At 71.5% G+C, this 21,450-nt stretch carries 17 protein-coding genes and 1 riboswitch; of the genes, 3 read left to right on the forward strand and 14 right to left on the reverse strand.

What is annotated here, in order from left to right; all coding sequences use genetic code 11:
• Nucleotides 1-24: 24 nt before the first annotated feature.
• The 10 genes from ACFYYH_RS21040 to ACFYYH_RS21085 all read right to left on the reverse strand — a co-directional run bounded on the left by ACFYYH_RS21040 (nt 25) and on the right by ACFYYH_RS21085 (nt 11,549).
• Nucleotides 25-1,413 carry an NAD(P)/FAD-dependent oxidoreductase gene (locus ACFYYH_RS21040; RefSeq protein ID WP_388553058.1) on the reverse strand — a complete coding sequence of 463 codons (1,389 nt, stop codon included), beginning with the start codon at nt 1,411-1,413 and terminating at the stop codon, nt 25-27.
• A 546-nt stretch (nt 1,414-1,959) separates the two neighbouring features.
• Nucleotides 1,960-2,925: an exopolyphosphatase gene (locus tag ACFYYH_RS21045; protein ID WP_388553061.1), complete on the reverse strand. Its 966-nt coding sequence runs from the start codon at nt 2,923-2,925 to the stop codon at nt 1,960-1,962.
• On the reverse strand, nt 2,922-3,527 hold the full coding sequence (locus tag ACFYYH_RS21050; protein ID WP_388553064.1) for a DUF501 domain-containing protein: 606 nt from the start codon (nt 3,525-3,527) through the stop codon (nt 2,922-2,924). The genes ACFYYH_RS21045 and ACFYYH_RS21050 overlap by 4 nt, the downstream gene beginning before the upstream one ends.
• A 192-nt stretch (nt 3,528-3,719) precedes the next feature.
• Nucleotides 3,720-4,193 (reverse strand): septum formation initiator family protein, encoded by a 474-nt coding sequence (locus ACFYYH_RS21055; protein WP_388553067.1) that lies wholly within the window; start codon nt 4,191-4,193, stop codon nt 3,720-3,722.
• A gap of 125 nt (nt 4,194-4,318) precedes the next feature.
• Nucleotides 4,319-5,608, reverse strand: a complete 1,290-nt coding sequence (gene eno, locus ACFYYH_RS21060) for a phosphopyruvate hydratase (RefSeq protein ID WP_388553070.1) — start codon at nt 5,606-5,608, stop codon at nt 4,319-4,321.
• Between the two features lie 337 nt (nt 5,609-5,945).
• Nucleotides 5,946-6,686 (reverse strand): transglycosylase family protein, encoded by a 741-nt coding sequence (locus tag ACFYYH_RS21065; RefSeq protein ID WP_388553073.1) that lies wholly within the window; start codon nt 6,684-6,686, stop codon nt 5,946-5,948.
• A gap of 3 nt (nt 6,687-6,689) precedes the next feature.
• Nucleotides 6,690-6,863: riboswitch (cyclic di-AMP (ydaO/yuaA leader) on the reverse strand.
• Between the two features lie 354 nt (nt 6,864-7,217).
• The gene (locus tag ACFYYH_RS21070; RefSeq protein WP_388553076.1) at nt 7,218-8,096 is read right to left on the reverse strand and encodes a transglycosylase family protein; all 879 of its coding nucleotides are present in this window, start codon (nt 8,094-8,096) and stop codon (nt 7,218-7,220) included.
• Between the two features lie 215 nt (nt 8,097-8,311).
• Entirely contained in the window at nt 8,312-9,586 is a 1,275-nt protein-coding gene (locus ACFYYH_RS21075) for a cytochrome P450 (protein ID WP_388553453.1), read from the reverse strand.
• A 137-nt stretch (nt 9,587-9,723) separates the two neighbouring features.
• Entirely contained in the window at nt 9,724-10,764 is a 1,041-nt protein-coding gene (locus ACFYYH_RS21080) for a nucleoside triphosphate pyrophosphohydrolase (protein WP_388553079.1), read from the reverse strand.
• A gap of 128 nt (nt 10,765-10,892) precedes the next feature.
• On the reverse strand, nt 10,893-11,549 hold the full coding sequence (locus ACFYYH_RS21085) for a SurA N-terminal domain-containing protein (protein ID WP_388553082.1): 657 nt from the start codon (nt 11,547-11,549) through the stop codon (nt 10,893-10,895).
• 586 nt (nt 11,550-12,135) lie between these two features.
• Between ACFYYH_RS21085 and ACFYYH_RS21090 the strand changes: the two genes are divergently transcribed.
• Nucleotides 12,136-13,305, forward strand: coding sequence for an acyltransferase family protein (locus ACFYYH_RS21090; protein WP_388553085.1), 1,170 nt, complete (start codon nt 12,136-12,138; stop codon nt 13,303-13,305).
• Nucleotides 13,306-13,453: 148 nt separating this feature from the next.
• Here ACFYYH_RS21090 and ACFYYH_RS21095 read toward each other — a convergent pair whose 3' ends face one another.
• Nucleotides 13,454-13,960 (reverse strand): GtrA family protein, encoded by a 507-nt coding sequence (locus ACFYYH_RS21095; RefSeq protein WP_388553088.1) that lies wholly within the window; start codon nt 13,958-13,960, stop codon nt 13,454-13,456.
• A 190-nt stretch (nt 13,961-14,150) separates the two neighbouring features.
• Between ACFYYH_RS21095 and ACFYYH_RS21100 the strand changes: the two genes are divergently transcribed.
• Nucleotides 14,151-15,110: a class I SAM-dependent methyltransferase gene (locus tag ACFYYH_RS21100; RefSeq protein WP_388553091.1), complete on the forward strand. Its 960-nt coding sequence runs from the start codon at nt 14,151-14,153 to the stop codon at nt 15,108-15,110.
• A gap of 352 nt (nt 15,111-15,462) precedes the next feature.
• Complete coding sequence (locus ACFYYH_RS21105) at nt 15,463-16,533, forward strand: chitinase (protein ID WP_388553094.1); 1,071 nt, start codon at nt 15,463-15,465, stop codon at nt 16,531-16,533.
• A 91-nt stretch (nt 16,534-16,624) separates the two neighbouring features.
• Here the strand turns inward: ACFYYH_RS21105 and ACFYYH_RS21110 are convergent, their stop codons facing one another.
• From ACFYYH_RS21110 to ACFYYH_RS21120, 3 genes are all read right to left on the reverse strand, one after another.
• The gene (locus tag ACFYYH_RS21110; RefSeq protein WP_388553097.1) at nt 16,625-18,157 is read right to left on the reverse strand and encodes a protein kinase; all 1,533 of its coding nucleotides are present in this window, start codon (nt 18,155-18,157) and stop codon (nt 16,625-16,627) included.
• Nucleotides 18,154-18,837: a hypothetical protein gene (locus ACFYYH_RS21115; RefSeq protein WP_388553100.1), complete on the reverse strand. Its 684-nt coding sequence runs from the start codon at nt 18,835-18,837 to the stop codon at nt 18,154-18,156. Before ACFYYH_RS21115 ends, ACFYYH_RS21110 begins: the two co-directional genes overlap by 4 nt.
• 125 nt (nt 18,838-18,962) lie before the next feature.
• Nucleotides 18,963-21,149, reverse strand: coding sequence for an N-6 DNA methylase (locus ACFYYH_RS21120; protein WP_388553103.1), 2,187 nt, complete (start codon nt 21,147-21,149; stop codon nt 18,963-18,965).
• Nucleotides 21,150-21,450 lie beyond the last annotated feature (301 nt).

Consider the following 21,450-nt stretch of genomic DNA (forward strand, 5'->3'; position numbering starts at 1 on the left):
GTCAGGACGCCTTGGGCCCCGGCGTCAGGACGCCTTGGCCTTCTCCGGCGTCTGCGTGACGGCGGCGACGGCCGGCGGGTTGGGCTTGGCGGCCTCGTAGAACTCCTCGCGGGGAGTCTCCATGGCGCCGAGGGAGACGACCTCGCGCTTGAGGAACATCGCCAGGGTCCAGTCGGCGAAGACGCGGATCTTGCGGTTCCAGGTCGGCATGGCCATCCCGTGGTAGCCACGGTGCATGTACCAGGCCAGCCGGCCCCTGAGCCTGATCTTCATCTTGCCCATGACGATCATCGCGACGCCCTTGTGCAGTCCCAGACCGGCGACCGCGCCCTTGTTGGCGTGGCTGTACTCCTTCTGCGGGAAGCCCCGCATACCGGAGATGACGTTGTCACCGAGCACCCGCGCCTGGCGCAGCGCGTGCTGGGCGTTCGGCGGGCACCAGGCGTTCTCGACCCCGGCCCGGCGGGCGGCGGCGTCCGGGACCTGGGCGTTGTCGCCGGCGGCCCAGATGTAGTCGGTGCCCCGCACCTGGAGCTTCTCGCTGGTGTCCACATGGCCGCGGGGGCCGAGCGGCAGACCATAGCGGGTGAGGGCCGGGTTCGGCTTGACGCCGGCCGTCCACACGATGGTGTTGGAGTCGACCTCCAGGCCGTTGTTCAGCACCACATGGCCGTCGACGCAGGAGTCCATGCCGGTCTTGAGGTAGACCTCGACCCCACGGCCCTCCAGGTGCTCCTTGCCCCAGGAGCCCAGCTTGGGGCCGACCTCGGGAAGGATCTTGTCGGCGACATCCACGAGGATGAAGCGCATGTCCTCGCGCTTGACGCTGGCGTAGTACTTGGCCGCGTCGCGCGCCAGGTCCTCGACCTCACCGATGGTCTCCGCACCGGCGAAGCCGCCGCCCACGAAGACGAAGGTCAGCGCCTTGCGGCGGACCTCCTCGTCGGTGGTCGAGTCGGCCTTGTCGAGCTGTTCGAGGACATGGTTGCGCAGGCCGATGGCCTCCTCGATCCCCTTCATACCGATGCCCTGCTCGGCGAGGCCGGGGATCGGGAAGGTACGGGAGACCGCGCCGAGTGCCACGACCAGATAGTCGAAGGGCAGCTCGTAGGCCTCGCCGACGAGCGGCGCGACCGTGGCGACCTTGCGGTCCTGATCGATGGTGGTGACCCGGCCGGTGAGCACCTCAGCCTTGGGCAGCACGCGTCGCAGCGGTACGACGACATGCCGAGGCGAAATGCTGCCGGCGGCGGCTTCGGGGAGGAAGGGCTGGTACGTCATGTACGAGCGAGGGTCGACGACCGTGACGGTCGCCTCCCCGTAGCGCATCTTCTTCAGAATGCGACGAGCTGCGTACAGGCCTACGTACCCACCGCCTACAACGAGGATCCTGGGACGCTCCGTGGTGCTCATGCCATCGAGTATCCACCCCACTCGGGGGGTGGGCTCGTGAGCCCCTTCACAAGGTCTGCCCCCTATGGTGCTACACTGCGCGGCTCACGTGATCGAGGTCATGGTCATCCCGGGGAACCAGGGGGCTCCACCGGACGTTGCTCACCCCTTGTGAGCTGGCCCTCCGCCTTCTTCACGGTCCGGACCACCCATCTGGTTCATGCGCCCGTAACGCGTCCGGAACCGCCCGGTATAAGGAACAGGACACCCTCCAGGGCCTCCGGCCGACCCCAGGGAACCGCGACGCCACCCGAGAGGATCGAATTCCTTGTGAAGAAGTTCACGAACTTTCTCGCGGGGACCCCGGCAAAGGCCTGAACGACCCCCGGAACGAGCCCCGCACGCCCCCCGTAACAGGGCCCGCGGGAACGCCGGAACGGGACCCGCAGTGGGCCCGCGGGAACGCCGGAACCGCCCCGGCCACCGCGGCGGCACCGCGGTGGCCGGGGGCACGCGTCGGGGGCACGTGTCGGGGTCGGGCGTCGGGATCGGGCGCGGGGTCGGACGTCAGGCGTCGTCGAGCGCGGCGTGCCAGGCGATGCCGTCCAGGATGTCGTGCTCGCTGACGACGACCTCCTCGGCGCCGGTACGTTCCATGATCGCGAGCAGGACGAGGGCGCCCGCGCCGATGACATCGACCCGCCCCGGGTGCATGACCGGGATCGCGGCGCGCTCGTCGTGGGTGGCCGCGAGCAGCCGTTCCGTGATCTCCCGGACCGTCGCACGGGAGATACGGGAGCGGTGGATCGCGGTGGAGTCGTACGCGCTCAGGCCCAGCGCGATAGCGGCCACGGTGGTCACGGAGCCGGCGAGACCGACCAGGGTGCGGGGTTCGCGCAGCGGGACCGTCCGCTCGGCGAGGTCGAGGGCCGCGTCGATGTCCGCGCGTATCGCGGCGATCTGCGCGGCGGTGGGCGGATCGCTGACGACGCCGTCCCGCACGAGATGCCGTTCGGTCAGCCGTACGCACCCGATGTCCACGGAACGGGCGGCCCGTACCCGGTCGTCACCGACGACGAACTCGGTCGAACCGCCGCCGATGTCCACGACCAGACAGCCGTCCCGGCCCGGCAGCTCCCGGGTGGCGCCGGTGAAGGAGAACTCCGCCTCCTGGTCACCGGTGATCACCTCGGGCTCCACACCCAGGATGTCCAGCACACCGCGGACGAACTCGTCGCGGTTCTCCGCGTCGCGCGAGGCGGAGGTGGCCACGAAACGGATCCGCTCGGCGCCGTACTCCTTGATGACGGCGGCGTATTCGCGGCAGGCCTCGAAGGTGCGCTCCAGCGCCTCGGGCGCGAGCCGGCCGGTACTGTCCACGCCCTGACCGAGCCGGACGATCCTCATCCGCCGGTCGAGATCGACCAGTTCGCCCGCCGCTCCCGCGCCGGAGGCGCCGTCCGGCGCGGTGATGTCGGCGACCAGCAGCCGGATGGAGTTCGTACCGCAGTCGATGGCGGCGACCCTGGTCACGCGCGCTCCTCCCCGGCCGTGGTCCCGGCGGCGCCGACCCCGGCCGCGCACCCGTCGGCCGCGGACTCGTCGGCCCCGGCCCCGGGTCCGCAGGGCGTCACGCACGGCCCCTTCGCCCACCACGGCGGCAGCATGGCCAGCGCCTCGTCCCCGAGCGGGTTCACGCCGGGTCCCGCCGCCAGCGAGTGGCCGACCAGGACATGCAGGCACTTCACCCGGTCCGGCATACCGCCCGCGCTGGGGAAGCCCTCCAGCACCTCGATGGCGTCCCGGCGCGCGAGATAGTCCTCGTGCGCGGCGCGGTACGCGGCGGCCAGCTCGGGATCGGCCGCGAGACGCTCGGTCATCTCCCTCATGACGCCGTTCGCCTCCAGCGTGCCGATGGCCGAGGCCGCGCGCGGGCAGGTCAGGTAGTACGTCGTCGGGAAGGGCGTGCCGTCGGGAAGGCGCGGGGCGGTCTCGACCACATCCGGCTGTCCGCAGGGGCAGCGGTGCGCGATGGCGCGCAGTCCGCGCGGGGGACGGCCGAGCTGTTCCTGGAACGCGGCGACGTCCGCCTCGGTGGGCTCGGTGCGTTCGGTCTGCGGAGGGGGGGTGTCCATGCCTGCCTTGGTTCTGCGGTCCTGGTGCCACGGTGCCGTACGCCGCGCGGATCGTGCGCCGGGTACGGGCCATGACCGATAACGGGTCGTGCCTGATACGAGTGGTGCCTGATACGGATGGTGCCTGATGCGGGCGGTGCCTGATGCGGAGGTCCACGGCCGACGGGCGGCGCCGCCGGTACGGCAAGCGCGCTACCGGTCCGGGCGGTCCGCGTTGTCCACGCCGTCCAGGACGTTCGAGTACCAGGGGCGCTCCGTGGCCTCCCGCTCCTCACGGCGCTCGCGCACCGCGTCCGGGTCGATCATGGTGTAACCGGTCTCCCCCGGCATCACGTAGTGGAGATGCTCGCGGGCCAGCCGCTGGATGTACGCGTCGTCCTGGAGCCGCGCCTTCTCGTCACGCAGCTCCTCGACCCGCTGTCTCGCCTCCCGGGTCTGCCGCTCCTGCTCGGCGATCTCGTTCCGCTGCGACACGTACTGCCGCATCGGATACGCGAGCGCCACCACCAGTGTGCACACGACCAGGGCGAGGAAGGCCGCCCGGCCGGTGAGACGGGAGCGGCGGTCCTGGCGTCGGTTCTGCGAGCGGTAGACACGCGCGGCGGTCTGCTCGCCGAGCAGCCTCAGCCTGGTCCCGGTGGAGAACCGGTCCCGGTTCCCGGCCATGGCTCGCCTCCCCTGTCACGTGCGTACGTCCCCGGACACGGTACGGGACCGGGAGCGGGGACGTACGGACGACGGGCGGGACGGGCGGGACGGCCGCCCCTGCCCCGCCCCTGCTCAGCCATGGGTCAGGCGGAGCGGAACCGCGGGAACGCGCTGCGGCCCGCGTACACCGCCGCGTCGTCGAGGATCTCCTCGATACGCAGAAGCTGGTTGTACTTGGCGACACGGTCCGAGCGGGCCGGGGCACCGGTCTTGATCTGACCGCAGTTCACCGCGACGGCCAGATCGGCGATGGTGACGTCCTCGGTCTCGCCGGAACGGTGGGACATCATGCACTTGAAACCGTTGCGCTGGGCCAGCTCGACGGCGTCCAGGGTCTCGGTCAGCGAACCGATCTGGTTGACCTTCACGAGCAGGGCGTTGGCGGAGCCCTCCTCGATGCCGCGGGCCAGCCGCTCGGGGTTGGTGACGAACAGGTCGTCGCCCACGATCTGCACCTTGGAGCCGAGCTTGTCGGTGACGACCTTCCAGCCGGCCCAGTCGTCCTCGAAGAGCGGGTCCTCGATGGAGACGAGCGGGTACGCGGCGACCAGCTCCTCGTAGTACTCGGTCATCTCGGCGGCCGAGCGCGACTTGCCCTCGAACTCGTACGAGCCGTCCTTGTAGAACTCGGAGGCGGCGACGTCGAGCGCGAGCGCGATGTCACGGCCGGGCACATAGCCGGCTTCCTTGATGGCCTCGATGATCAGGTCGAGCGCGGCGCGGTTGGACTCCAGGTTCGGCGCGAAGCCGCCCTCGTCGCCGAGGCCGGTGGAGAGCCCCTTCGTCTTCAGGACCTTCTTGAGGGTGTGGTAGACCTCGGCGCCCCAGCGCAGCGCCTCGGAGAAGGACTCCGCGCCGATCGGGGCGATCATGAACTCCTGGATGTCCACATTGGAGTCGGCGTGCGAGCCGCCGTTCAGGATGTTCATCATCGGGACGGGCAGCAGGTGCGCGTTCGGGCCGCCCAGGTAACGGAAGAGCGGGAGGTCCGAGGCCTCGGAGGCGGCGTGCGCGACGGCCAGGGAGACACCGAGGATGGCGTTGGCGCCCAGCGAGCCCTTGTTCTCGGTGGCGTCCAGGTCGATCATGGCCTGGTCGATCAGGCGCTGCTCGGTGGCGTCGTAGCCGACGAGCTCCGGGCCGAGCTGCTCGATGACGGCCAGCACGGCCTTCTCGACACCCTTGCCCAGATAGCGGTTGGCGTCTCCGTCACGGAGCTCCACGGCCTCGAACGCACCGGTGGAGGCACCGGAGGGGACAGCAGCACGGCCGGTGCTGCCGTCGTCGAGGCCGACCTCGACCTCGACCGTGGGGTTGCCTCGGGAGTCCAGGATTTCCCGGGCTACGACGACGTCGATGGACGGCACGAGCATCTCCTTCTGGGATGTGACGCTTGGAGTGCAGGGTCTCATTGGCCTTGCGGCAAGAGCCTAACCGCCTCCGGGCCACCGTTCGGCCGGTGCCCGCCCGCCAGGTCCTGTCCGGCGGAACTTCGCGGGCCCGAGCGCACCCGCGCACCGATGAGCACCCGCCCGGCCACGGCCCCGGACACGGCTCGGACACGGGCCGGAACGCACGGACCCCGGCCCGGCGCGTACGGGGGATCACGCGCCGGGCCGGGGTGGCCGGGGGACGGCCGGTGGGGGACCGTACGGGCCCGGCCGGCCGGGGCCCGGTCCTCGGGGCCCCGGCCGGTCGGGTCAGGCCAGGTCAGCGCAGGTGGAGCTGCTGGCCCGGGTAGATCAGATCGGCGTGGCCGACGATGTCCTTGTTCAGGTCGAACAGCTTCTTCCAGCCGCCCTTGACCTGGTGGGCCGCGGCGATCTTGGAGAGGCTGTCACCGGCCTTGACCTTGTACTCGCCGTCGCCCTTCTTGACCGTGGCGGCCCGGCTCTCGCCGCGCGAGGCGGGCTGCGCCTCGGTACGGACGGACGGCTGCCGGGGCTGTGTCCGCTCCCGCTTCGGCTGGGCCGGCCGGCTCTGCTGCTGGGCGGCCTGGTCGCCCGCACCGGAACCGGAACCGGAATTCGAACCCGAGCCGGAACCGGAGCCCGAACCGGACGAGCCGCCGTCGTACGCGGCGTTGGAGAGGTTCACCCCGCAGGTGGGCCACGCGCCCTTGCCCTGGCCTGCCAGGACCTTCTCGGCGACGGCGATCTGCTGGGACTTCGAGGCGAGGTCGGCCCTGGCCGCGTAGGAGGTTCCGCCGTAGGCGGCCCAGGTGGAGCTGCTGAACTGGAGTCCGCCGTAGTACCCGTTGCCGGTGTTGATGGACCAGTTGCCGCCGGACTCGCACTGGGCGACCCGGTCCCACTCGGAGGCGGTCGCGGCGGAGGCGGAGGTGGCGCCGATCAGCGGGACCGCGACGGCGGCACCGGTGATTCCGGCCAGTGTGGCGTAACGGGCGGTCCTGGACGGACGGCGGTGCTTGCCCTTGCTGGAACGCGGCATGGAAGATCCCCTCACCGACGCCTGCGAGGTGAGCTGTCGGGTTCGGGCCAAGTGAGTTGCCCGGCCGGATGCTCGCGCATCCGGCTCCACCCCGAGCCGGTCGGCGGCCGTCTCTCGACGGCCGGGCCCGGCACAAACCTGTGGGTCCCCCGCTCCTGCCTTCGGCGCATGACGCGACGACTACTCCCCCCGGCCGCCGGCAGGATTCGGCGTGACGGTCGACGGGGCCCGCGGTGCGAGCGGTTCAGACCGTAATCACAGGGCCGTGGGTTCTTCAAAGAAGCACATCAGGGAGAAAACACCCTTTAACACCCCTCCGGGTTTACGCATTTCCGCTGGTGGGAGCGGAAATCAGGGCAACCCGTAGCGCAAAACTCCCCAGTTGTGGCAAAGAGACCCTTGTCTCACTTGCACAGAAGCGGACATAGAGCGGCCAATCACCTGCTGGACCGGCGCCGCTTCAGGGCGCCGCCAGGGCCGCGGCCAGCGAGAACGAGGCAGGGGTGGCCCTTTGACCACCCCTCGTTCACCTCACAGCCAGCCGCCGGGCACCTTCTGGCCGTCGGCGACCAGCCAGTTGCGTTCGCTCGGCCGGTCGGCCTCGGCGGGAGCGGTGGTTTCCGCACGTTCTGTCAGGCGTTCCGTGGTACGCGACAGTCCGTCACCCCATGAGGCATGACGGCCGTATTCACGCTCTTCGTCCGCATTGCCGGTTACAGCCTCTTCCTGCGCCGCCTCACCGCGGTGCTTGCCCTTGGCCGGCTCCGTACGGCCGTCGGATGCGCCACCGGGGCCGTCGGAGACCGCGCCCTCCAGGCCCTCGACGCCGTCCGCGGAAGCGGAGGCTCCGGGTGTGGGCGCGGTGGCGGAACCGGAGGGGACCGGCTCACCCGGCCGTGCCGACGTCCCACCGGCGGAGGCGGAGGGCTTGGCGTCCGCGGCGCCGGAGGGGCTGTCCGTCGGGCCGGTGCCGCGGCCGTCCTTCGCGCCCCCCGTCGAGCCGGAGGCGCCCCCGAGGTCGGCACCGGGCAGCAGGGCGCCCGCCAGACCCGAGACCGACGCGCAGCTCGACCAGGCCTTCACACCCTCGGCCGCGAGCACCTTCTCCCCCACCGCTATCTGCTGGGAGCGGCTGGCGAGGTCGGGCCGGGCCGCGAACTCCCCGCCGCCGAAGGCGTCCCAGGTCTCCTGGCTGAGCTGGAGACCGCCGTAGTAGCCGTTGTCGAGGTCCGCGCTCCACATGCCGCCGCTCTCGCACTCGGAGACACGGTCCCAGGTGGAGCCGTCCGCCGCACTCGCGCCCGAGGCGGCGAACAGCGGGATGGCGATCGCCGACCCGGTCACCCCCGCGGCGACGATCAGGGCGGGGGCCTGGCGTGGTCTGCGGTGTCGGCCGTTCGCGGAGCGCATGCGCTTGCCTTCCGTGTGACTGTCGTTTCGACTACGGCGTGTTGCTGCTGAGTCGTCGGTGAACGTAGCGGTACTCGAACGTCTGTCACAAGTCGATGCAGCGGAGATCACGTGAAAGTCACATTCCTGATGGCCCGTCAGTTATATGGCGTCGATACACCGTCGCGCCGACGGTCGTCCGGTGGTGATCCGGCGCCGAATCCGTCAGTGGCTCATCAGCCGGACAATGGCGTGAACTGCACCGGAAGCGTGCGCAATCCACGCATGATGAGCCCTCCGCGCCAGCGCAAATCGACAGGATCCACGGCAAGCCGCACATCGGGCAGCCGGGTCAGCAGCGTCGCGAGAGCGGTCTGCCCCTCCAGGCGGGCGAGCGGAGCGCCGAGGCAGTAGTGGATGCCGTGCCCGTAGCCGAGGTGCTGATTGTCACGCCGTGCGAGATCGAGCGTGTCGGGGGACGTGAACCGCTCGGGGTCGCGGTCCGCCGCGGCGAGGACGACCAGGACGGGATCGCCCACCGCGATCCGCTGCCCGCCGAGCGTCACGGGCTCGGTGGCGTACCGCCAGGTCGCCAGCTCCACCGGGCCGTCGTGGCGCAGCAGCTCCTCCACGCCCGTCGCGAGCAGATCCGTCTCCCCCGCGTCGAGCGACCGCTGGAGCCGGGCGCGCTGCTCCGGGTGGCGCATCAGCGTGTGGACGCCGTTGCCGATCAGGTTCACGGTGGTCTCGAAACCGGCGAAGAGGATGATGAAGGCCATCGCGGCGGCCTCGTTCTCGGTGAGGTGCTCGCCGTCGTCACCGGCCCGGATGAGACCGGAGATCAGATCGTCGCCGGGGTTCTCCCTCTTGCGGTGGATGAGGTCGGCCAGATACGCGCGGATCTTCTTGACGGAGCGCGCCACCCCGCCGCGCGGGCCGCCGCCGTGGCGGATCATCATGCCCGCCCAGTCGCGGAAGTCGTCCTGGTCCTCGGCCGGCACCCCGAGCAGATCGCAGATCGCGTAGATGGGGAGCGGGAAGGCGAAGTCATGGATCAGATCCGCCTCCCCCTTCGCCGCGAAGCCGTCGATGAGCCCGTCGGTCAGCTCCTGCACGCGCGGCCCGAACGCGGCGATCCGGCGGGGCGTGAACGCCGTGGACACCAGCCGGCGCAGGCGGGTGTGGTCGGGCGGATCGATATTGAGCAGATGCGTCATGAGGTCGGCGTTCCGCTCCCCGGGGATCCCGGTCTTCCCCTTGGCGTGCGCCGCCGCCGCGTGGTGGACGGGGTTCTTGGAGAGCCGCGCGTCCGCGAGGGCCGCCCTGGCGTCCCCGTACCGCGTCACGAGCCAGGCCTCGACCCCGCTGGGCAGCCGCGCCCGGTGCACGGGCGCGTGCTCGCGCAGCCAGGCGTAGGCGGGATAGGGGTCGGTGGCGAACTCCCAGGTGAAGAGTCCCGGCACGGGGCCGGACGCGGGCGCGGGCGGCTCGGGCGTGGGCTGCGCGGGCACCAGAACGGGAGCGGGGGCGGGCGCGGTGGCGGTGGCGGGCTCGGGGGCGGGGGGCTTCTCGGTCACCGTTCGACGGTATCGGGACGGCCCGGGGGCCTCACGGCCCCGTTACCCCCGCGGGCCCGGCCAACGCGACCTCACCCGGCGGGGGCGGTGCCGGCCCGTTCCGCCGTGCGGATCGCGTCCCGGTAGGCGCGGGCCGCCGCGCGCAGGGCGGTTTCCGGGTCGATGCCCGCCTCTTCCGCCCGTACGGCCATGGCGAGCAGTTCGTAGCCGATGCCCTCGCCCGAGGGGAGCGCGACCTCCAGCCCCGCCGTACGGACACGGCCCGCGAGCTTCGAGGCGAGCGCGAGACCGGGCTGGCCCAGGGGCACACCATCGGTGACCGAATCGCGCTGCTTCTCGACCGCTTTGGTACGGAGCCAGTGCGCCTTGACGTCCTCGGGGGTCTCCGCGGTCTCGTCGCCGAAGACATGGGGATGACGGTGGATCAGCTTCTCCACGATCGTGGCGGCGACATCGTCGATGGAGAACGGCTCCCTCCCCTCTTCCCCGTCCGTCTCTCCCTCTCCTTCTTCCAGGCCGTCCTGTGCGATCCGGGCGTGGAAGACGACCTGGAGGAGTACGTCGCCCAGTTCCTCACGGAGCGCGTCGGTGTCGCCGTCCTCGATCGCCTCGACGAGTTCGTACGCCTCCTCGATGCCGTACTTGGCGAGCCCCTGGTGCGTCTGGATGGACGACCACGGGCATTCGAGCCTGATCCGGTCCATGACCTGGACGAGGTCGAGCAGACGGGCGCCGGGCAGATCGTACGAGCCGGGGAGCAGCTCCAGGTCGGGCATCCGGACCCGGCCGGAGCCGGCCAGCCGGGAGAGTCCGTCGGTCAGGGTCCCGTCGCCCGTCTCGCCGGAAGAGGGGATGACCACGACCGTACGGCCGCCGGCACAGGCGTCGACCAGGTCCTGGGCGGTGGGCGGGGGCGTGCCGTGCTCGACGGTGACGCCGGCCTCGCGCAGATACGGCAGCAGGGGATGGCCGCTGTCGGCGCACAGCACCCGGTCGGCGGCGCGCAGCGTCTGCCAGGCGGGCCAGGAGAGCAGTCCGGGCGCGACCCGGTGGCTGACGGTCAGCAGGACGATACGGCCGGGGGCGGGAGCGGCGGGAGCTACGTCTGTCACCACTCGAACCTACCCCCGGCCGGACCCCGCCCGTCAGCCAGGCGGCAGGCGGCCGGGCCGTGAGGGTCGTCCGGCGGTCGGGCGGCCCGTCAGCCGGGCCGCCAGGGGCGTCCGGCGGTCAGGAGCGGTCAGGCGCCCGACGGCTCCTGCTCCGGCGCCTGGCGGGTGACCTGGGTGATCCAGGGCAGCTTGGCCTCGCCGAGCCTGACCTGCTTGTAGTCCCAGCTTCCGTAGCGCGGATTGACATCGATACCGAGCTTCTCCGACGTCTTGGTCAGATCGGCGAGCACGGTCTGCTGGCCCTGGGGGGTCATGGTGTTCGCGCCGAGCGCCTGCGCCAGCTTGTTCAGCAGGACCTCACGGCGGATCGCGGAGTCGATCTGCCCCGAGGAGAGCGCGCCCTGCTGGAGCAGCATCGCGGCGAACTGCTTGTCGCCGCCGGACTGCGCGGCGGCCTGGGCCCGGGTGGTCTGGATCTCCTTGCGGCTGACCGTGACCCCGGCCTCGTCGGCGGCCTCCTGGAGGATCCGGTCGAAGATCAGGCTGTTCAGCTTGGCCTGGCTGAGCTGCCCGGTGTTCTTGATGAGCTGCGCGGCGTCGGGCGCGGACCCCTGCGCGTCCCGGACGTCCCGTACCTGGCCCTGGACCGTGGACACCTCGATCCGGTGCCCGCCGACGACCGCCGCGGCTCCGGGGTGGGCCTCGTTGCCGCAGGCGGTGAGCAGGGGGGCCGCGGCGAGAAGCGCGACGGAGAAGGAGAGCGCGGTGCGACGGCGGCGGTGCAAAGTGGGCCTCCCGGCGTGATTGTGCGGCGATGCACAAGGCCTTGCAATGATCGATGGTAGGCAGTCGATGTGGCCACGGCCACTGGTTCGACCAACGATTCACGGGGAGATTGGGGCACGTGCGCCGGTACGCGGGCCGGTATGTGTCCCCGCACACGCGGCATGTGTCCCCGTGCACATGCCGCCTGTTTCCCCGTACACATGCCGTGGCCGTACCGGTACGCGTCCCCGCGGGGGCCGGCGGGCGTGTGCCCGGGGCGGCGGGGCGAGGGGACTCCGGTTCCGGCGCGCCGTCCGGCACCGTCACCGCCGGTTCACCCCTCGGCCACCTGCCCGATCGCCCTGTTCACCCGGGGGACGTCGCACCGTTCACCGGGCGCCGTCTAGGGTCCCTCTGCTGAGGGCTGCCGCGCTGCCACTCTCCAGACCTTCTGCACCCCGCCCGGACGACGGACCGGACCCTCACAGGATCCGGCGCCGACGGGCCCGGGGCCGCCACGCGCACGGCGAACGCCCGCACCGTCCTCGGCCAGGCAGCTTCCCTGCCCACCCCGCCGCCGCAGTAGGAACGAACGGAACAGACGGAATGACTCAAGCGACACTGGCTCGGGTACCGGATCCGGATCCGGTACCCGAGCCGGAGAGCCGCCCCACCCCTCCGAAGGACTCCGCGCCCCAGCACAACCGGATGCGGGCCCTGGACGGGCTGCGCATCCTGGCGGCGCTCATGGTCTGCGTCTTCCACTATGCGGGCAAGGGCCAGACCGCCCACGCCTGGGGCCAGTCGCCGAAGGAGCTGTTCCCCGATCTGTCGGCGGTCGCCACCTACGGCGCCCTCGGCGTCCAGCTCTTCTTCGTCATCAGCGGCTTCGTCATCTGTATGAGCAGTTGGGGACGGTCGCTCGGGGACTTCTTCCGCTCCCGTGTCTCCCGGCTCTACCCGGCGTACTGGGCGGCCATCGTCCTCACCACCGCGGCGTGTGTCGCGCTGCCCTCGGTCATCGAACCGCTGCGCCTCAACGAGGTGCTGGTGAATCTGACGATGCTTCAGCAGCCCATGGGCGTGGACCGGGTGCTCGGGGTGTGCTGGACCCTGTGGGTCGAGGCGCGCTTCTATCTGCTCTTCGCGCTCTTCGTGGTGTGGAAGGGCGTCACCTACCGCAGGGTCGTGATCTTCTGCTGTCTGTGGACGGTCGCCGGGGTACTGGCCCGGGTCGCCGACACCCCGCTCACCGACGAGATCGTGATGCGCGACCACGCGCCGTTCTTCATCGGCGGGCTCGCGCTCTATCTGATCCACCGTTACGGGAGCGATCTGCTGCTCTGGGGCATCGTCGGCACGAGCTGGCTGCTCGGCCAGCGCTACTCGACGACCGCGCTGTGGAACCCTGACGCGACCGCCGTCTTCCAGGAGCGCTCCCCGTACGTGATCCTGCTGGTCGTGACGTTCGCGTTCGCGTCGGTCGCGGCCGTGGCCCTGGGCTGGCTGCGCTGGGCGAACTGGCGCTGGCTGACCTTCGCGGGCGCGCTCACGTACCCCTTCTATCTGGTCCATGAGCATCTCGGCTGGTTCACGATCAGCGTGCTGCACCGCCACTTCGGTCTGGAGCCGAGGCTGACCCTCGTCGCCACGATCCTGCTGATGCTCACGCTCGCGTGGCTGATCCACCGGCTGGTGGAGAAGCCGTTCGGGCCGCGGCTCAAGCGCACGATGAAGCGGCAGGCGGACAAGATCGGGGCCCAGGTACGCGCCTGACGGTGCCCCAGGGACCACGCGGTCCGGGTACGCGCCCCGTCGGCGCGTACCCGGACCGTCCGTTTTCCGGGGCCGTCGCGGCCATGCCGGACGCGATCGCGTCGGGTGCGACCGTGTCGGGTGCGGCCATGCCGGGGGCGGGACGCGGTCACGGCCGGGGGGACCGGGCCCTGTCCGGCCGGAGAGTGCCCGGTCCGGTGGGCGGCTCCGTCTGCGCGGTGACCGTCGGAGCGCCGGTCACGGGGAGGGCGGAGACAGGGGCGCCGACCAGGACGCGGGTGGCGCGGTCCGGGCGGAGCATGATCGTGCGGGAGACCACGAAGGTGACCGGAACGGCCGCCGCCGCGGCGATCAGGGGCGCGTAACGGCTGCCGAGATGCAGCACGTCCACCAGCAGATAGACACCGCTCGTGGTGATCACGAAGTTCGCCGCGTTGGTGAGCGGGAAAAGCAGGAACTTCCGCCAGGTGGGACGCGTCCGGTAGGTGAAACGGCTGTTCAGGAAGAACGAACCGATCATGCTCAGCAGAAATGCCAGTATGTGCGAGACGACATACGGAAGCCGGTACAGCAAGGACAGATAGCACGCGTAATACGTACCGGTGTTCACCACGCCGACCAGGGCGAATCTGAAGAGCTGGACCCGGACCGTCATCTCCGTACGCGCTCTCCCCGAGTGGATTGCGGCCGGCACACCCGCCCGCCACCAGGAGTGTGGCACAGTCGCTCCGGCACGATCCGGCGACCACACCTCTACCTTTCGTCCACTTCTCTCTCATCAAGACTTCATCTGTTCAGCATGCGCAGATGGTCTGGGGAGAAAAGCACGGGCGTACATTCCGCGCATGTCATCTCTCCTCAGCAATCGGCTGGCCCGGCGGATCCTGCGCCCCGCCGCGGCCCTGGTGGACAAGCGCATCACCCGTTCGGCGAGCGGTCTGCGCAAGGACCTCGACGCCCTCCGGCGCGAGGCGAAGGAGCTCCGCGTCCAGCAGACGGAACTGCGCAACCAGCAGGCCGAGCTGCGCGGTCAGCAGTACGCGGTCGGCCTGCTCTTCGACCGGACGGGGCGCAGCGGCCACCGCGTGCCCACCCCCGCCGAGATCAACACGCTGGTGCGTGAGATCGCCGCCGTGACAGGCGAGGACGGCGGACCCGCGCGCCGCAATGTCACCATCGCCTTCCGCAATGTGATCGCGCTGGAGGCCCTCGCCGTGGGCCGGCTGGCCGGCTCCACCTCCAACATCTGCGGCAAGCTCGCCACCGTGCCACTGCTCAGGCCGCCGAACGAGGACGTCCTTGAGATAGGCACCCTGCACGGGCTCTTCGCGGCCACGCTGATGCGGATGCTGCACCGCGCGGGCACGGAGGCGCGGCTGACGGTCGTGGACCCGCTCGTGGGCAGCCAGCTCCAGCCGGGCGCGGGGATGGGCGCCGAGCCGACCGGCACGCCGGTACGGATGGATGTCGTCCGCGCCAATCTCGCGCTGGGCGGGCGCGCCGGTATCGAGGCCCGTGTCGAGCAGGGCTTCTCCGGCGACCCCGAGATACGCGCCGCGGTCTCCGACCGGAAGTACGGCGTGATCATCGTGGACGGGGACCACTCGGCGGAGGGTGTGCTCGCCGACCTGGAGTGGGTCGAGGACATCGTGGCGCCCGGCGGGATCGTCGTCCTCGACGACTTCGGCGACGCGAGCTGGCCGGGCGTCAAGGAGGCCGCGGAGAAGCACCTCGCGACCGGCACCTCCCGGCTGGAACTGCTGGGCCGCGTCTCCACCTCGGCCTTCCTGCGGGCACGCGCCTGACCGGGTACGTCCCCAGTCCCGCACCACCCGCACCACCCGCACCACCCCGCACTGCCGCACACCGCACACCGCACCGCCGCACTGCCGCACACCGCACCGCCGCGCCGCCGCACTGCCGCACACCGCACCGCCGCACCGCCGCATTGCGCACCGCCGCACACCGCACGCCGTGTTGGTCCAGACCTCTTGACGAATGGTCTGGACCAACTTACGTTGAGCGCGTTCTCACCGCGTACGTCTCCGGATCCCCCACAGTCCAGGAGCTGAGCGTGTCATCCAGCAGGTCCTCATCTCCCGCGACAGCGGCCCGGCGTTCCCGGTGGTCTCCGCCCACTCACCCAGGGAGCACAGCATGATCGCTCGGACGGTACGTCTGCTGGGGGCCGGCCTCGCCATGGCCTTCGTCCTGCAAGGGCTGATCGCCGCGTCACCGGGCGCTCCCCGGGCGACGGGCGCCGCGCAGGAGGTGACCTGCGCGGTCAAGTCGAAGCCCACGGGCAGGGTGCTCCAGGGGTACTGGGAGAACTGGGACGGCGCGGCCAACGGTGTGCATCCGCCGCTCGGCTGGATCCCGATCACCGACAGCCGTATCCGTGAGCACGGCTACAACGTGATCAACGCGGCGTTCCCGGTCATCCGTTCGGACGGCACCGTCCTCTGGGAGGACGGCATGGACTCCACGGTGAAGGTCGCGACCCCGGCCGAGATGTGCCAGGCCAAGGCGTCCGGTCTCACCACCCTGCTGTCGATCGGCGGCGCCACGGCCGGGATCGACCTCAGTTCGAGCGCCGTCGCCGACCGGTTCGTCGCGACGGTGGTGCCGATCCTGAAGACGTACAACTTCGACGGGATCGACATCGACATCGAGACCGGTCTCGTGGGCAGCGGCAGCATCACCACCCTGTCGGCCTCGCAGGCCAACCTCATCCGCATCATCGACGGCGTACTCGCCCGCATGCCCGCGAACTTCGGTCTGACGATGGCGCCCGAGACGGCGTATGTCACCGGGGGCAGCGTGGCGTACGGCTCGATCTGGGGCGCGTATCTGCCCATCGTGAAGAAGTACGCGGACAACGGCCGGCTCTGGTGGCTGAACATGCAGTACTACAACGGCAGCATGTACGGCTGCTCGGGCGACTCGTACTCCGCGGGAACCGTCGCCGGGTTCACCGCGCAGACCGACTGCCTCAACAGGGGCCTGGTCATCCAGGGCACCACGATCAGGGTCCCCTACGACAAGCAGGTCCCGGGTCTGCCGGCGCAGCCGGGCGCCGGGGGCGGCCATATGGCACCGAACCTGGTCTCACAGGCGTGGAACGGCTACAACGGCGCCCTGAAGGGTCTGATGACCTGGTCGGTCAACTGGGACGGGTCGAAGGGCTGGACCTTCGGGAACAACGTCAAGGCCCTCCAGGGCCGTTAGGGCGTAGCCCGGCGCTGGCGGCCGGGCTCCGGCTCCCAACGGCTCAGGCCCTGGACGGCTCAGGCCCTGGACGGCTCAGGTCCTGAACGGCTCAGGCCCCGAACCGCTGCTGACGCTCCAGGGTGCGGCGGAGTTCGACGGGGAGCGCGTGATAGGCGCCGTACGCCCGCTCCGTGTCCCAGAGCAGATTCTGCAACTGCTGGCGGGCCGCCGCGTGATCGCCCACCGCGAGCAGCAGATGGGCGACGCGGTGCCGGATGTCGAAGGCGCGGCCGGGGTCACCGGCCGCGCCCGGCCGGCCGCTCTCGTAGTACGGCAGGACCGCGCGGTACTCGGCCAGCGCGGCGGCCGGTTCACCGAGCTGCTCCAGGCACTGCGCGGCGTCGTAACGGAACTGGAGTGTCTGCGGGTCGCCGGGGCCGGCCTCCGCCGCCCGGTCGTCGGCGAGCCTGCGCAGCTCGGGGAGGGCCCGGCGGTACTGGCCGTCGTCCATCAGCGTCGAGGCGTACTGCTTGCGCAGGATGCGCACGACCGGGGAGTGCTCACCGTGCTCCTCCGCGGCCGCCGGGAGGATATCGCCGAGGATGTCCACGGCCTGCGCGATACCGCCCTCGCCGAGCAGCCGTTTCACCTCGTCGACCGCGGCGGCGATGTCGGGCCGCCGCGCCGGGACGGGCGGCCTGCGCGGCGCGGGCGCGGCCGGCGGTGTGCTGACCCGGTCGGGCCAGGGGGCGTGCGGACGCAGAAAGGGGCGGGTCGGGTCGAGCGGCCCCGCCGCCGGGCCGCCGCGCGGCGGCAGCAGCGGCATGAGCTGTTCGTAGACCTCCTGCGCCCCGGACGGGCGGTGCTGCGGGTCCTTGGCGAGCAGCCGCAGCACGAGCGCCTCCAGCGCCTCGGGTATCTCGGGCCTGATCCGGCGGACCGGCAGCGGCGGCTCGTAGAGATGGCGGTGCAGCACCCCGAGGGCCGTGGTGCCCGCGAACGGGACGCCCCCGCTGAGGAGTTCATGGAGGAGCACACCGAGTGCGTACAGATCGGTGTACGGGCCGACCGCGCCGCCCATGGCCTGCTCGGGGGCCATATAGGCGGGGCTGCCGATGGGCGAGCCGGTGTGGGTGAGGCGGGTGGTGTCGCTGTCGACGACGGAGGCGACACCCAGGTCCAGAACGGTGACCGTGCCGTCCGGCCTGACCATCACATTGCGCGGCTTGAGGTCGCGGTGGACGATCGGCACGGCGTGCACGGCGGCCAGTACGGCACAGAGCTGGGCGGCGACCGAGGCCGCCCACGGCCAGGGGTAGGGATCGTGTTCCGCGAGATGGTCGGCGAGGTCGGCGCCCTCGACATACTGCATGACGAGATAGAGATCGTCGTCGTCGCTGCCCGCGTCATGGACCGTGACCAGCCCGGGGTGGTCGACCCGGGCGGTGACCCGGCACTCGCGCACGAAGCGCCGGCGCATCTCCTCGGCGGCCGTCGCGGCGGCCATCCGGTCGGGACGCAGCAGCTTCACCGCGACCCGGCGGTCGAGCCGCTGGTCGTACGCCGTCCAGACCTGGCCCATGCCGCCCTGGCCGATGAGGGTCGACAGCTCGTAACGGTCGGCGATGACCCGGCCGTTCACCGGTCGGTCCGGCCTTCCCGGCCTTCCTGGCCCTGGCGCAGGAGGTCGCTCAGCTCGTCCAGCTCGGCGCGGACCTGGTCGATACGGGGCGGGTTCTGCGGCGACGCCGACGGGGCACCCGTCCGGGGCGGGGGCAGGGGCTGGAACTGGGGCTGGAACTGGGGCTGCGGCTGCGGCTGCGGCTGCGGCAGGGACGAAGCCGAGGAGTGCGACGGCTGCGACGGCTGCGACGGCTGCTGATGCCCGAAGGGCGGGACCGGCGTGGCGTACGGGGGCGGGTAGGCGTATCCGTACGGCTGCTGGGCCGGCGACGGCCCGTACAGGAGCGCCGGTGTCCGGCCGAGGCGGGCGAAGTGCCGGATGTCGACGATCAGGTAGTACGTGGTGATCACGACCGCCAGCAGGAAGACCACGAGGATCAGCGCCACGTCCGAGTCGCGCGGCTCCTCCGTCTCGCCCGTACCGATGTACAGCAGGATGCCGACGGTCGCGGCGAGCGTGGCACAGAACAGCACCCAGTCGACCACGCGGCGGCGCACGACCGCGATCCGCAGCATGGCCGTCCAGCCGAGGAAACCGACGCTCAGCACCGTGAGGACGACGAACAGCACCCGCAGCAGGACGAGCACGGCGGAGTGCGGTCGCCGCGGGGGCGTCGGCGCGAAGCCGGGGCCGGACATGACTGCTCCTGGGTGCCTGGTGGGCCGGTCCCGCATACGCGTGCGGATCCCGAGTGTGCGGATCCGAGCGTATACACCGACACCGACAACGGGTCACGGGTTGCGCCGAACCGTTGTCGAGCTGATCACATCGTGACGCTCCCGTCCGCGAGACCGTCGTAGAGCCCCTGGACGAGCTGCTCCCCCAACTGCCCCGCCAGTCTCAGCGCGTCCTCGAACGCGGCCAGCGCCCGGAAGTGTTCGCCGTACCGGCGCTGGTCGGCGAGCGGCAGCCGGGGGAGCTGGAGCCGGCGTACATCGAGCCGGGTCGCGGTGGAGGCATAACTGCTGGCCTGGCGGGCGTTGGCGGTACCCCGCAGGAAACCGGCCAGGAACCACGGGTCGAGGGCGGCCGGGTCGGGCCGCAGGAGCTGGAGATTGCGGCCGAGCGCCGCGCCGGCCGTGGCGGCGTCCATCACCCGGGCGACCGCGCCGCCGCCGAGGACGGGCACGACCACATCGCCCTCCCGGATCCGTACGGGCTCCTCGGCCGCGCCGTCGGGAAGCGCACCGGAGGGGGCGCGGCGCGCGAGCACGTCGTGCTCGGTGAGGACGGGTACGGGGGTGACCTCGGCGGTGGTGCCCGAGCCGCCCGCGTACAGCACGAGGGCCCCCGCGCGGGCGAGTTCGGCGACGGTGATGGTGGGCCGGTGGAGCGGGGCGACCGGTTCCCGCGCTCCCGGCGACCGGCCGCCCGGTCCGTCGGGTCCGCCCTGTCCGTCGGGTCCGCCCGGTCCGTCGGGAGCGCCGAGGGCGTCGCGCGCGTCGCGCGCGTCCCGGGCCCGGGGCGGGATGAGTTCGGCCGTCAGCCGGAGCGTGTCGGCCAGCCGCTCCCGCACCCGGGCCAGTTCGGCCGTACCGCCCGGGGCGGCCGGGGGCGGCAGATGGCGGGCGGGGGCCAGGTCCACATCGTCGTCGAGGAGTTCCACGACGGGCACCGCGCGGCTGACGCCCGGCTTCTCCTCGGCCGTGCCCGTCCGGTCGAAGGGCCCCCAGGCGTCGAGCACGGTGGAGTGGACGGTCGTCCAGTCGACGCCGTCCCGGCCGCCGCCCGCCGAGAGTTCGGCGGTGTCGACCAACAGCAGTTCGGGCGCGGGGCGTTGGCCCGCGACCGGCTTGCGCAGGATCCAGAGATGGAGCGGAATGCCGTAGGGCGGCGCCGCCCCGGCGGGCAGGGCGACCACGGCCCGCAGGGCTCCCCGGCGCAGCAGATCGGCGCGGACCCGGCGGCCGGAACGGCGGGACGCGACGGCGGGCGGCATCAGCAGGACGGCGGTGCCGCCGGGGCGCAGCCGGGCCAGCGCGTGCTGGGCCCAGGCCAGTTCGGATTCCGTACGGGCGGGAAACCCGTACTCCCAGCGCGGATCGTAGGCCAGTTCGTCATGGCCCCAGTTGCGCTCGTTGAACGGCGGGTGGCAGAGCACGGCATCGACGGCGAGCCGGGGGAAGGCGTCGGCGCGCAGGGTGTCCCCGGCCCGCGTCCTGATCCCGGCGTCGGTGTGGAGGGCGAGCCGCAGTCCGGCGAGCGCGGCCAGTTCGGGAGCGGCTTCCTGGGCGTACAGCGTGGCCGGACGCGGTACGGCCCGCAGCAGGGTGCCGGTGCCGCAGGCGGGATCGAGCACAGTCGGGCCCTGGACGGGGACCGGCTCCCCCGGAACCGGGGCGGGCGGCGGGACGGCCAGGGCTGCCATCAGCGCGGCGGCCTCCGGCGGGGTCGGCGTGTACTGGCGCGGATTGGCGTCGAGATGCCGGCCGAGCAGGAACTCGAAGGTGGCGCCGGGCCCCAGTTCCGCCGCCAGTTCGGCGACACCCCGCAGCAGGGGAACGGAGGGGAGCAGTTCGTCCGGGTCCGGGGTGTGAACAGCGCTTCCGGCCGCCGCGCCGAAGTGCGGGGCGAGCACCTCGTCGAGCGCCACGGGCAGCAGCTCCGCGAGCCGGGCGTCCGGCGCGGCGGCCAGCTCACGCCAGCGCGTCGGCCTGTCCCGTACGAGAAGCAGTACACAGCCGGCGCGTACCAGGGCGGTGGCGGCGGACGCGACCTCACCCGGCAGTTCCTGCCAGACCCGTTCACGCAGCGGTACTTCGGCGAGTTTCCCCTGGTCACGCAGCCATCGCTCGATCTGGTGCAGCGCGAAGGACGGGCTGGTCTCGGTGCCGCCGACAGGCTGCGGGAAGTCGGCGTGCCGACGCCGCCAGTTGCTGACGGCGGCCCGTCCCACCCCCGCGAGCCGGGCGATTCCCGCGGCCGTCACCTCTGCTGCGTTCTCCGGCACCTGACTGCCTCCCTCACCCGTACGGCTCCGCTGTGGCGCCGAGCATAGCGGCGCGGACGAACAATCCCCTTCACAGCGTAGACCGACCTGGACACCGTGAACCGTGTTGACTCGGTTCACAGCTTCTGTTGTTATTGACCCATCGCCACACGGGTCGGCCCGGAAGTTCCGGTCACACCCGGGGGCCGGATCGCGCCGTGCGCCGCGCTCTCCTCGCCCCGCACTTCCCGCTTCTCGTGACCGCTTCTCGCTTCGCTCCCTTCGCGCCCTTCGCTCCCGCCCCATCGCAGCTCCCGGAGAA

Source organism: Streptomyces sp. NPDC002018 (genome assembly GCF_042890865.1).
Taxonomy (GTDB): domain Bacteria; phylum Actinomycetota; class Actinomycetes; order Streptomycetales; family Streptomycetaceae; genus Streptomyces.

Bases quoted from the DNA above. Each gene is read 5' to 3' on its own strand.
- ACFYYH_RS21040 (WP_388553058.1), bottom strand. From the start codon at position 1,413: ATGAGCACCACGGAGCGTCCCAGGATCCTCGTTGTAGGCGGTGGGTAC.
- ACFYYH_RS21050 (WP_388553064.1), bottom strand. From the start codon at position 3,527: ATGGACACCCCCCCTCCGCAGACCGAACGCACCGAGCCCACCGAGGCG.
- ACFYYH_RS21055 (WP_388553067.1), bottom strand. From the start codon at position 4,193: ATGGCCGGGAACCGGGACCGGTTCTCCACCGGGACCAGGCTGAGGCTG.
- eno (WP_388553070.1), bottom strand. From the start codon at position 5,608: ATGCTCGTGCCGTCCATCGACGTCGTCGTAGCCCGGGAAATCCTGGAC.
- ACFYYH_RS21065 (WP_388553073.1), bottom strand. From the start codon at position 6,686: ATGCCGCGTTCCAGCAAGGGCAAGCACCGCCGTCCGTCCAGGACCGCC.
- ACFYYH_RS21070 (WP_388553076.1), bottom strand. From the start codon at position 8,096: ATGCGCTCCGCGAACGGCCGACACCGCAGACCACGCCAGGCCCCCGCC.
- ACFYYH_RS21090 (WP_388553085.1), top strand. From the start codon at position 12,136: ATGACTCAAGCGACACTGGCTCGGGTACCGGATCCGGATCCGGTACCC.
- ACFYYH_RS21095 (WP_388553088.1), bottom strand. From the start codon at position 13,960: ATGACGGTCCGGGTCCAGCTCTTCAGATTCGCCCTGGTCGGCGTGGTG.
- ACFYYH_RS21100 (WP_388553091.1), top strand. From the start codon at position 14,151: ATGTCATCTCTCCTCAGCAATCGGCTGGCCCGGCGGATCCTGCGCCCC.
- ACFYYH_RS21105 (WP_388553094.1), top strand. From the start codon at position 15,463: ATGATCGCTCGGACGGTACGTCTGCTGGGGGCCGGCCTCGCCATGGCC.
- ACFYYH_RS21115 (WP_388553100.1), bottom strand. From the start codon at position 18,837: ATGTCCGGCCCCGGCTTCGCGCCGACGCCCCCGCGGCGACCGCACTCC.